3 protein-coding genes are annotated in these 13,170 nt (G+C 63.7%); all 3 read right to left on the bottom strand.

Annotated features, from left to right (window positions below):
• Position 1: 1 nt before the first annotated feature.
• From BB28_RS10395 to BB28_RS10385, 3 genes are read right to left on the bottom strand one after another with little or no spacing between them, the layout of a single operon-like run.
• Positions 2–3,475, bottom strand: coding sequence for a non-ribosomal peptide synthetase (locus BB28_RS10395; protein ID WP_046253458.1), 3,474 nt, complete (start codon positions 3,473–3,475; stop codon positions 2–4).
• A gap of 19 nt (positions 3,476–3,494) precedes the next feature.
• Entirely contained in the window at positions 3,495–8,054 is a 4,560-nt protein-coding gene (locus BB28_RS10390) for a non-ribosomal peptide synthetase (protein WP_046253457.1), read from the bottom strand.
• The gene (locus tag BB28_RS10385; protein ID WP_046253456.1) at positions 8,051–13,090 is read right to left on the bottom strand and encodes a non-ribosomal peptide synthetase; all 5,040 of its coding nucleotides are present in this window, start codon (positions 13,088–13,090) and stop codon (positions 8,051–8,053) included. Before BB28_RS10385 ends, BB28_RS10390 begins: the two co-directional genes overlap by 4 nt.
• Positions 13,091–13,170 lie beyond the last annotated feature (80 nt).

Here is a 13,170-nt window from a genome sequence, read left to right as displayed (position 1 = left end):
GTCAGGTGGTGCCGGCCAGGATCTCCTCGTCGGTCATCGCCGCGATCTCCAGGTAATGCCCGGCGACTACGGCCAGGCGATCCGGAGTGCCCAGTTCGATCTCACGCTGCTTAAGCCTGTCGGCAAGCCCGGCGACGGTGCGGGTGGCAAAGAGGTCTCCGACTAGCGCGTGCTCGACCGACAACCAGTCACGCACTCGCGCAATGACTGTCGTGGCGAGCACCGAGTCACCACCCTGAGCGAAGAAGTCGTCGTACACTCCAATGGATTCCAGGCCCAGTACGCCTGCCATCAGGTCGGCGAGGGCTGTGTCGAGATCATCCCGGGGAGCCGAGTCGGTGGCGGTGGTCGCCGCCTCGTCGAGCAGAGCGGTCACCGCTCCCCGATCGATCTTCCCGTTCGGCGTCAACGGCATCTGATCGAGGAGCTCGACGCGGGCCGGAACCATGTATCCGGGGACCAGGTCACCGAGCAGCGTCGCGTAATCCGCCGACCGGTCCGGGGTACCCGACACCGCGGCAACAAGAATCGGCGCATCACCGCCGACGATGGCCGCAACGGCATGGCGTACTCCGGGGACCATACGCAAGGCGCTTTCCACCTCGCCCAGCTCCACGCGGTATCCGCGGATCTGCACCTGATGGTCCGCACGGCCCAGAAACTCGATGGTTCCGTCCGGCCAGTACCTGGCCATGTCTCCCGTCCGGTACCAGCGCAGTCCGTCGTACTCGACGAATCGCTCCGCGGTGCGTTCGGGGTCCTTACGGTATCCGGCCGCGACATTGGCGCCGCCCACCCAGAACTCACCGGGGACCCAGTCCGGGCAGTCACGACCCGCGGGTGAGACCACCCGGCACCGGACGTTACGAAGCGGCACACCGAAAGGCACTGTCGCCCAGTGTGCGGGCGGGTCTCCCACCACTTCGCAGATGGTGTTGTGGATCGACGTCTCGGTGGCTCCGCCGAGGCCGGAGAACCTGCAGCCCGGCACCTGTTGGGCCAGACGCGTCGCCAGGTCAGCGCCCACCCAGTCACCGCCGAGTGTGACAGCCCGCAGCGAGTCACCCAGGCCGTTACCGCCGATCTCCAGGATCATGTCGAGCATGCTCGGCACACAGTTGAGGATCGAAACCTTGTGGCGCCGGAGCAGATCCACCCACGTAGTGGCCTCGGCACGCTGTGCGACGTCGACCGCCACCAGTGATCCGCCGACCGAGAACATGCCGAAGATGTCGTACACGGATGCGTCGAACTCCAGCGCCGAGAGCGCCAGCACCCTGTCAGTGGGGCCGACATCGAACCACTCGTTGACGGCGTCGATGGTGTTCATCGCCCCGCGGTGCAGTACGTCCACGCCCTTGGGAGTGCCGGTCGAGCCCGAGGTGAAGATGACATATGCGATCGCATCAGTCGCGGGAATGACCGGGGCGGCCAGCGGCTCACCGTGATTCCGGGCCTCATCGATGGACAGCGACGGCACCGGAATATCAGCGCCCGGAACGGTTATCGCCATCGCGACACCACCGGTCTCGAGGATGCTGGCACGGCGGCGGGCGGGCTGGTCGAATCCGATCGGGATGTACGTCGCCCCGGCGGCAAGTACACCGAGCACGGCGAGAATCTGATCGCGCCCCTTGGGCAACTGCACCGCCACCGCGTCGCCGGGCCGAACGCCACGAGCCTGCAGCGCGCCGGCCACGGCCAGGGCCTGCGCGGCCAGGTCGCCGTAGGTCCAGACCCCGTCCTCGTCGCCGAAGCCCCACACCACCGCGGATGCGCCGGGTTGGGTCTTCGCGAAATCGAAGAATCCTTCGTGCAGGCATCGTCCGCTCACCGGGCCGTCGGTCGCATTGACGGCGCGTCTGACCTCGGCCTGTGAGGCCGGAAGCCGCACGGCCGCATCGGCATTCCAGCCGTCATCACCGGCACAGAGCGCGGCCACCGCATCGGTGTAGCGCGTGAACATGGTGTCGACCATGCCGGCCGGGAAGGCCGATTCGCGCACATCCCAGTTGAGCAGCAGTCCGCCACGTACCTCGGTGACCTGCGCATCCAGCAGCACCTGCGGTCCTTGGGAAATGATCCAGACCGGTTCGCCAAAGGTGTCCATGACCGACTTGGCGAACAGCTCTCCCAGGTTCAGCGCGCTGGTGTACACCACGGGGGCCAACACCGGCTCACCGCGATGCCTGCCCAGGTCCCGGAGCACATTGAGCCCCGGGTAGGCCGAATGCGCTCCGCTCTCGTACATATTGCGCTGCAACGCGCGAGCGCGGTCGGCCACCGACATCTGGTCGGTGAGATCGACGTCGAGCATGATCGAAGAGGTGAAATCGCCAATCACCCTGTCGATATCGGGGTGTACCGATTCGCGATGGAACAGCGGGACATTCAGCAGGAACCGGCTTTGCGCCGACCACCCACCGACGGTTTCGGCGAACACCGCGGCCATCGCCATCGCGGGGGTGATGCCGCGCTGATGTGCGGCCGCCAGTAGCTGCTGCTTGGCGTGCGGTTCCAGCCAGTAGTCGTAGCGCACGGTGCGGTGCGGTTCGGCCCGTTCAATCACCGGCACGGTGGGCAGCTCCGGCGCACCCGGCAGGTCGTCCAGCCGCTCGCTCCACCATTGACGGTCACGCTCGCGCGCCGACTCGTCGCCGCGCTGCTCGGTGCGATACCGCCGGTAGGTGTATCCCAACTCCGGTTGTGCCGCACCGTGATACAGCGCGGCCAGATCGGACACCAGTACCCGGTAGCTCATCGCGTCACCGGCCAGCATGTCCACATCCAGATGTAGCCGACTGTTCTCCTCGTCGCGCAGGGTCAGGGTGACGTCGAGCACCTGAGCGTCCTCGATCGCCAAACGCTGATGCGTCTTGCGTTCACGGAGCTCGGTCAGTGCCGCCTCGATTTCCTCATCCGTACGTCCACGTAGGTCCACCACACTGAAGACGTCACGCTCGGGGACGGTCAGAGTCTGCTGGGTACCGTCGGGCAAAAACCTGGTGCGCAACATCGGATGTGCCGCGACGAGCTGCTCAACTGCCCGCCGAAGCCGCTCGGGATCGATTGCTCCACCGTCGAATTCGACGTACAGGTGCGCGGCCACGCCACCGAGCTCCTGATCCTCCGAGCGGCCAATCCAGTAGGCGTGCTGCATGGTGGCCAACGGGAAGGGCTCATCCTCCGCCGCGCCCTCCGGGGTGTCGGTGGACGTGACGCCGTCGCCAACCTCTGCGGCCGGTGCCACGCCCTCTCCCAACAGCGCATGCCAGGACTGGACCGACGGCTCGGCAGCGAGCTGCGCAAAGGTGATGCGGCTGCCGCGCTTACGCCATCCACCGGCCAGAGTCATCATGCGAATCGAGTCCAGTCCGAGCGTGATGAGGTCATCAACGTCCGAGATCTCTTGGGGGGCAACCCCGATGAGGTCCGCGACGGTCGCCTTGATCTCGTCCCTGCCGATTGATTCCATCCGTGCTGTCTTCCTGTCGCTATCCGTCGAGTGCCTGAGCCAGCGCGGCAACGCTTCGTTGCCACAGCCGCGCCAGCTGGTCGGCATCTTCCGAGGTGAAAAGGTTGGAGCTCCACTGCCAGTTGGTGACCAACTGAGGCCCCTCGGCGGTCGTCATCACCGCAGCGCCGATGTTGATGCCGAATCGCAGGGGTAGATCCGGCTCGGAGTCCGGAGGCACAGCGAGGCTTCGCACATCCGTGATGAGGGACCACGGCTGGTCATCGATCCCGCTGATATCCATCCGGCCCACGTAATTGAACTGGATCTGCGGATCCCGTGCCGCGACCAGCTCAGCATTGCGCTCCGCATAGCGGAGCAAGCCATAGTCCAGTCCCTGATTCGGGATCTCGCCGAGACGCGCGGCGACCGCAGCCAAGAGCCGTCCGGCCGCGTCGCGGTCGTTCTCCGCCCGGTCGATGTCTATCGCCGACTCGCCCGCGCCGACACGAACCGGGTAGATGGTAGTGAACCAGCCCACGGTGCCGCTGGTGTCGGTGTCCAACTCGGAGTCGGCCCTGCCGTGTCCCTCCAATGAGACCAAAGTGCCTGCGGCCGAGTCCTGCCCACGCTGTGCACGCCAACTTGCCACCGTGACCGCCAGCGCCGCCAAGAGAAATCCATAGACACCTTCGGGCTTGTTCAGCGAGGCCAACAGGCGCGCGGTGGTGTCCACAGGTGTCGGTACTGAAGTGGTTTGCAGGGTCCCCCAGGTGTCGCGCGCTGGATCTGCATGCCGTGATCCGAGTTCCGGATCCGCACCGGATATTTGTGTGATCCAGTAGTCACGTTGCCGTGAGACGTCCTCGCTGGGCGCCCGCTGCTGCATCAGCTGACTCCACCGACGATACGAGGTGAATTCCATGGGCGCCTTGGGCACACCACCGGATGCCACCGCATGCCACGCGTCGGCGAGGTAACCCAACACAATGTGCCAGGACACGACGTCCATCGCCAGATGATGGACGGTCAACAGCAAGGCGTCACCCGATTCTGCATCCGCGAGCCAGGTTGCCCGAACCATGGAACCCGACCGCGGATCCAGCGCATCGAAAGCGTCCCGCGCGGCCGCGGTGATCGCGGCGTGAGCAGCTTCGCCTACGGGCAGTTCCACGCGGCTGAGCACGCTCTCGGCACGCACCGTCCCGGCTTCACGGGTGACCACGCGCGGGCCGTCGGGGGTGTCCACCAGGGTCGACCGCAACATGGCGAATCCATCAAGAAGCAGTTGGAGCATCTGCTCTATCTGCCGACTGTCGATGCCCTCGGGCAGCCGGACAAGCACTGACAGCGAGAGCCGACGGTATGTTTCACTCTCGTACATCCAGGACACCACCGGCAACGGCGGAACTTCGCCATAATCGGGTTCTCCCGCAAGCGAATCAATGCCTTCAGAACGGTTGGACCGATCGGCTCGTTCGTCAATGAGGGCCGCAAGCTGTCGAATTGTTGGCGCGGCCAACACCATCCGCGGGGTAATCATCAGGTCGCGCTTACGCGCCTTGTTGACCAACGAGATCGCCACGATGCTGTCAACCCCGAGCGAGAAGAAGTCTTCATCGATACCCGGCGCCGTTCCGTCAAACAGTTCGGCGCAGCAGTCACACAGCGCGCATTCGGTGGTGGTGGCAGGTTGTGCCCCGTCGCCCCCGGAGCCGCCTCCCGACAGTGCATCCAGCGCAAGCCGCTCAAGCACGTCACCGTCCAACTTGCCATTCACCGTGACGGGCAGCCGCTCAAGCACGACCAAACGCGATGGCATCATGTACGACGGCAGTCGATCGGCGAGCCTCATCGCAGTCCGAGTGGTATCGAATTGGGCCAGTTCCTGTTGGGGCACAATGAACCCCACGAGGCTCGCGCCGCCGGCGCGGCGCACCACGGCCACTGCGGCAGTCTGCACACCCGGCTGCAGACGCAGCGCCGATTCAATCTCGCCGACCTCGACCCGGTAACCGCGGATCTTCACCTGGGAATCGGCCCGGCCCAGATATGCGAAACCGCCATGAGGTAAGCGGCGCACCAGATCACCCGTCCGGTACATGCGTTGCCCAGGTAGCTGGGGGTCGGCAACAAAGGCACTAGCCGTCACCGCCGGTTTTCCTGCATAGCCGCGAGCCAGCTGGGCCCCGGCAAGGTACAGCTCGCCCACGGCTCCATCCGGCACCGGCCTCAGCCGTGAATCCAGCACATAGCCGGTCATGCCCTGATTCGGCGTACCGATGGTGGGCGCCGGATAGTCCTTCACCCCTGCGACAACCGCTTCGACTGTGGTTTCCGTTGGGCCATAGCAGTTGTAGACGGCGGTCTCGGTCAACGCGCTCAGACGGTTCCACAAGGCGGCCTCAATGGCCTCGCCACCCAGCGCCAGCACGGGAAGCTCCCGATCCAGCAGCCCCGCGGCGGACAACTGCGCCAGCATCGACGGCGTGGTATCGATCATGTCGATGCCGTGCTCGACTATGCCCTGCACCAGTCGGTGCGCGTCCCGCATGGCCTCGGCATCGAACAGGTGCACGGAGTGCCCGTCCAATAGACCGATCATCGGCTGCCATGAGGCATCGAAGCTCAGTGACCAGGCGTGGGCGATCCGAAGCTTGCGCCCCAATCGGGCGGTGGCCGGCCGGTAGACCCGATCACGATGGTCGGCAGCGTAATTCATCAGCGCACCGTGTGTGCCGATGACGCCCTTGGGCTCACCCGTGGATCCGGAGGTAAAGATGAGATAGGCGCTCTGGTCAGGGTGCCTGGAGATAGCAGGAGCCTCCGCAGGCTGATGTGAGATCCGCTCCGCGGTCGCAGGATCGCCAAGCACTACCGTCCGGTGCTGCGCCCCTACGAGGTCGCCGTGCTCGGTAATGGTGATGACAAGTTTCGGATCAGATTGGCGCAGAATCGATTCGATACGTGCCGCAGGTAGTCCCATGTCGATGGGAACGTATGCCGCACCGGCGGCCAGTACCCCAAGGATGGCAATAATCGACTCGACGGAGCGCGGAAGTGCCAGCGCCACCGTCATTTCAGACCCCACGCCATGTTCGACGAGTTCATTCGCCAACCTGCACGCGGCGGCATGCAACTGTGCGTAGGTGTAGCTTTCTTTGGCCCCCGTCGTCAGGGCGACGGCATCGGGCTGACTCATCACCTGCCGCTCGAAGAGCTTCCACACCGAATCCACTGACGCATCTGCCGCGGATGCCGTGACGGCAATCTCCACCCGCTCGCCCGAGGTCAGGACATCAATGGCTCCTGGGCTCGCATCGCCGATATCCGGCAATTGACGTAACACAGAAACCAGCCGCTCGCCGACACTCGCTCCCGAAAAGTACTGCAGTGCTTCGGGAATCGCCTCGATCATCACCAACAGCGATTCGCCAAGCATATGCGAAACCACCGTTAGCGGATAGTGCGCCAAACTTTCCATCTCCACCGGGCGGAAGCGGGCACCGTCGGCCATCTCGACCTCTTGCACCGCGTCGCCGATCGGGGCGTTCTCGAAGACGAACAGGGTGTCGAACAACGCGGCACTACCCTCGGCCCGTTGCAGCGCAGAAAGGCTCAGATATCCGATATCACGCATCGCCGCCGCTTCGCGCTGCAACTGCGCACACTGTTCGATGACCGACATCGAGTATTCGATGTGGTGCACCATCGGCACCGAGTTGATGAAAAGCCCGACCATCCGTTCGACATCGGGAAGTTCCTTGGGCCGCCCAGACACGATGGTGCCGAACACCACATCGGTGCGATCCGTCAGCCTGCCGAGCACCAGGGCCCAGGCGAAGGCCGTCACGGTGTTCAGGGTGAGCCCGTTAGCGGCCGACCACTGACGAAGACGCGCGGTTTCCGCTGGGGTCAAAAGGAATTGCGATTTCTCAGGCACACTCTCATGTGCGGCGACAACACCATCGGCCAGCATGAGTGGTCCGGACACGGTTCCGAGATAGCGCGTCCACCGCTCGGTCGCAGCGGTGGTGTCCTGCGCGTTGAGCCACGCGATGTAATCACGGTACGGGCGAACCGTCGGCAATCCGTCGACAGATCCGGCCGCCTGATACGCAGCGAGCAGCTCGGAGAAGAAGATGGCGATCGCCCAACCATCCATGAGTATGTGATGGGTGGTGACGATCATCCGGCGATGTACGCCACCGGGCACCGTGAGAAGCAGGATGCGTATCGCCGGACCCTTGCCCAGATCAAACGGACGGCGGCGTTCCGCCAACGCGATATCGTCGAAATCCGTCGCCCGTGCCTCACGCTCCTCCCACGGGATGTCCGCGTGCGAAGGCACGATCTGCACAGGCTTGGGCAACCCGCGATCCCAGAATGCGGCGCGCAGATTGGGATGCCGTGTCAGGAGCGCCTGCGCGCTGCGGTGCAGCAGATCGACGTCGAGCTCTCCCTCGATATCTGCAACGAACTGCATGCTGTACAGGTCGACGCTCTCATCGGCCAGCTGGGAAAGCGCAAAGAAGCCCTCCTGCAAGGGACTTAGCGCCAGCACGTCCTCGATCTGCGGTTGCTGGTCGGTACCGGTCACGACTGCGCCTGCCAGGATGCGGTGAGCTCGGCGAGCGCTTCGGCGCTCAGACCAGAGGCACTCATCGGAGCACTGTGCTCCACTTCGGTTTCGGAATTCGAATTCGTTTCTGCCGCAACATTGTCAGCAGCGTCGACGGCACCCGCGAGTTGAGAGATGGTCGCACATTCGAACACCATTTGCGGAGTCATCGCCAACCCACGTTCAGCGGCACGCGTCGACCATTGGATGGAGATGACACTGTCTCCACCAAGGGCGAAGAAGTTGTCCTCCGGGTCGATATCACTAATCTCCAGCAGCTCTTCCAGGATGCCGATAAGCGCGAGTTTGGTCTCCTCGGACCCCTCACTCACCGGTGCCGCGGCACGTTCGTGCGCGGCGGCAGGCGCCGCTAGCAGTCGTTCCAGCACATCGGCAGGCAGCAGCACAACCTCAGAAACACGTACGTCCTGATCCGTGGCGAACGCATCGAACGCCGCGTCCAGCGCCCGCGCGATCAGTCTCGTCGTCTCGGGGTCGTACAGATCTGCGTTGGCCACCACCGAAACGTCGAGCCCGCCCGACGGGGTGACGTTCAGCGCGAAGTTCAGATCCAGATAGGAGACGTCCACCTCCATGGGCAGTGGTACCAATGAGGTCTCGCCAGAACCTGTCAGATCTCGCGCCTCCGTACCCCAATCCGCACCACGGAAATTCACCATGGTCTGGAACAAGGGATTCCAAGACAGGGAACGCGGTGGATTGATGGCCTCTACCAGTTTCTCGATGGGCAGTTCCTGGTGTGCATGCGCGTTGAGGGTGGCATCACGGCTTCGCTGCAATACCTCGCCCAGTGTCGGGTCCTCGGACAAATCGTTTCGCAGCGCCACCATATTGGCGAACAAGCCCACAAGATTCGCGACATCGGGGTGCACCCGGGCCGCAACCGGGCTACCGATCACGATGTCCGTACCACCACCGAGGCGATGCAGGGTGGCGGCCAATGCCGCCTGGTAGACCATGAACTCGGTGACACCATGCAGCTCGGCCATCCGAGTCAGTGCCTGCCTACGCTCGGGCGCGACGGTGAACTTTTCAACCTCACCACGTTTTCCGAGAATCTGCGGCCGCGCACGATCATGTGCCACCGCGATCTCGACGGGTATCCCAGCCAGCAGCTCGCGCCAATAAGTGACCTCGGCCTGACCGAACTCGCTCTCGACGCCGAACGCGTCGCGCTGCCACAGGACATAGTCCGCGTATTGCACCGGTTGCGGATCCCACTGTGGTGCCTGGCCCGCCGCTCGGGCACGGTATGCGGCCACAAGATCATCGACGATCACGGTGAATGAGACATGGTCCACCACCAGGTGATGCACCGCCAGGGCAAGCACGTGCTGCTCGGCACTCAGCTCCACAATCGAAGAACGAAACAGCGGCTCGGATTCCAGCCCGAAAATATGGTGTCGCAGCTCGTCCAGGGTGTCCGTAAGGTTGTCCGGATCCGTCCGGAGGATCGGAACCGACAGCTCTCGCGACGGATGCACGACCTGATACGGCCCACCCTCATGAATCGCAAAATTGGTGCGTAGCATCTCGTGCCGGGCAACCACGTCGTTGAGGGCGGCGGTCAGGGCCGGTGTCTGCAAGGGACCGTCGAAGCGCAATGCCAGCCACATGTTGCCGATATCGGTAACACCCTCCATCTGACACTCGAACCACATCGACAGCTGGGACGAGGACAGCGGGAGACGTTCCGGGCGGACAGCTTGGACGAGATCCGGACGACCGTCCTGGGGAGCGACCTCCATCTCGTCGGAGTCATCGAGATCCAGCTCGTCGAGCTCGATCTCGAACTCCTCGCGGAAGTACGTAACGAGCTCGCCAGCGAGCCCCGCCGGAGTAGGGCTGTCGAAGACCGTGCGCACGGTCAGGTCGATGCCGAACTGAGCACGGATCTGCGCGACGAGGCGCGCAGCCAACAGCGAGTGACCGCCCAGCTCGAAGAACGAGTCATCGGCGCTGATCTGCTCCCGCCCGAACAGATGCGAGAAGATCGCACACATCCGGCGTTCAGTAGGCGTGGCAGGAGCCAGAAAAACCCTCTCCGCCATCGTTTCTGGGGCGGGTAGCGCCCGCTTATCAAGCTTGCCGCTGGTGGTCAGGGGAATCTCGGGAATGACTGCGAATGCGCTCGGCACCATGTAAGCCGGCAACGTTTCCTGAGCCCGGGCGCGCAATTCCTCCAGGTCGATTTCCCCGGCGGTACCATCGGACGCGGGCACGACATAGGCGGCCAGCATCGGCCCCACCTGCGCATCCTCCACCACCGTCACCACACAGCGACCGACCCGCGGATCAGCGCCGATGACACCCTCCACCTCGCCGAGCTCAATGCGGAATCCCCGCACCTTGACTTGCTCGTCAGCGCGGCCCACGAACTCAAGCTCACCAGATACGTTGCGCCGCACCAGGTCACCGGTGCGGTACAGCCGACCCCCGGAACTGAACGGGTCGGCCACGAACCTTTCCGCAGTGAGCACGGGCCTGCCACGATAACCCCGTGCCAGCTGCACACCTCCGAGATACAACTCACCGACAACGCCTGCGGGCACCAGCTGGAGCGCCTCATCCAACACGTATGCGTACACATTGCGATTGGGACGGCCTATCGGCACGATCGAATTACCTTGGGGGCCTTCAACAGGCATGTATGTCGAACACACCACCGCCTCAGTCGGCCCGTAATGATTCCTCAGCTCAGCGTCGAACATGACGGCGAACTTGTCCGCCACCTCACCCGGAAGCGCTTCACCACCAACCGGAATGTGCCTCAGCCCACGCAGCTCACGAGCCTCCGGCAACAACATCACGGAATTGAGCAGAGACGGCACCATATGTAGCACCGTCACACCCCGACGACGGACCAGGTCGATCACATACGCGATGTCGGAGAATGGGTTCGGCTTAGGAAGGACAAGCTGTGCCCCCAGGGACAAGGGGCACAAGATGTCGGCCAACGAGGCATCGAAACTGACCGAGGTCGACTGCAGCATCCGATCCTCAGCCGTCATACTCCAGTCGACCATGAAGGACACCACATGCTCGGCGATCGCCTCATGCGCGACGGCAACCCCTTTGGGCCGCCCGGTGGACCCGGACGTGTAGATCACATAGGCCAGGCTCTCAGGCAGCAACGGGCGCAGCCGGTCCGTGTCGGCGACTTCGGTGTCGGAAAGGTTCGCGGCCTTTTCCTCCGCGACCCGGAACTCGCTTGTACCCCAAATAATCCGGGGATTCGCATCGGTGGTCAGGTACTCGATTCGGTCCTCGGGAAGCGCAGGATCGATGGGCATGTACGCCGCGCCCGACTTGAGGACCGCGAACATCGCGACGATGAACTCGACCGATGTCGACATCTGGAGGGCAACCACATCCTCCGTACCAACCCCTTGGCCGATAAGCCATCGCGCAACGCGATTCGCGCGACGATGTAGCGCCTCGTAGGTGAGTTCCACTTCATCAGACACCACAGCTAAGGCATCCGGTGTTGTCCGAGCCGCGTCTTGAAGAACGTTGACGAGCGTCGTGCGCGGGACATCGGACAGCGCTCCGTGTGACTGCGCCAGCACCGCCGAACGTTCTTCGTCGCCAAAGGGGTCCAGTCGTGCGAGTGGCTCCCCGGGGCGGGCCAGACCATCCTCAAGCAGCCGTCGGTAGTGTTCGAGGAGCTGATCCACAAGCCATTGAGGCAGCGCATCGGTCTGATACTCGATCTCCACCATGGTGCCCGACGAATCCGTCGCGATCGCCAGCGCGAGCGGCACTTGCGCGGCACCCCCGTCGAGATCGATTCTGCTGGTCTCTACGCCGGCCAATAGGTATCCGTTGGGATCTTTACGCATACTGAAACCGAGCCGCACCAGATCATCCAGCCCGTCACGGCCGGTGGAGCGGCTCGGATTGACCGCGCGCACCACCTCATCGATCCCAATGTTCTGGTGGCCAAATGCTCCCAGGCACGCCTCACGCACTGTGGCTACGTACGCGGCGAAACCCATACTCGGATCCACGGCGGCCCGCAGCAGCACGGTGTTGCCAAAATAACCAATTGCCTTTTCCGCGTTGGCCTTGCGCTCCACCACGGGGATGGCGACCAAGAAGTCAGTCGCCCCGGTGTACCGATGAACAAGCGTTCCGAAGGCCGCCAAAAGGACCATGAACGGCGTCGCCGAGTGCGCACGGGCGAACTCCTCCATCCGCCCGGTGGTGTCGGAGGACAGCGGGACTGCTCGCCGCCGCGCCGTTCGGGAGGTCAGGTTTGACGACGAGGAGCCCGGAAGGTCCAGAGACTCTGGAAGGGGCGTCAGCGACTGACGCCAATAGTCGATGCCGACATCCGACGTCTGGGACTCGACCGCACCCACGACCATGAATTGAGGAGCATCGCCCTGAACCGGACGGGAGTTGTAGTAGTCGCTCAGCTCGGTGAAGAACACCTCCCAGGAATCCTCGTCGAACCCGATGTGGTGCACGACCAACAGCAGCACGAACTCCTGTGCATCCATGCGGAGCAGCGTGATCCGTAGCGGTGGGTCGACGGTCAGTTCGAACGGGCGGCCAAGCTCGCGCTCGGCCAGCGCCCGAACCTCCCGCTCCCGGGCACTCTCCTCAAGATTTCCTAAATCTATAGTGCTCCAAGGAAGTTCGACATCTTCAGCGAAGACCTGATACGGCTCTCCGGCAGCGTCAACACCATACGTAGTGCGCAGAATGTCGTGGCGCCGGATAACCGCCGCGAAGGCGCCGCGCAACCGAGTCTCATCGAGAGAACCGCGCATCCGATGCGCAACACCGACATTCAGCGTTGTGTCAGCCTCATCCTTGACCTGCAGGAACCACATGCGTCTCTGTCCGGGCGCGAGTTCGCGCCGCTCGCCCGCTTGGACCCGCGGTGCCGCGTCGGTGGCGGATTGCGCCGCAACGCCGCTTTCGGCGAGCCGTTTGCGCAGCAGCTCCCGTCGGCGGTCCAGTGCGGACAACTGCTCGCCAGTCATCGGGCGTCACCGCCAAGGACGAAAGCCTGGAATCCGAACGACTCCGCGCGCATGAAACGAACCACCTCAATCTAAGAACT

This window comes from Mycobacteroides chelonae CCUG 47445, from assembly GCF_001632805.1.
In the GTDB taxonomy this organism is placed as follows: Bacteria; Actinomycetota; Actinomycetes; order Mycobacteriales; family Mycobacteriaceae; genus Mycobacterium; species Mycobacterium chelonae.
This window is presented reverse-complemented; position numbering and strand designations above follow the sequence as displayed.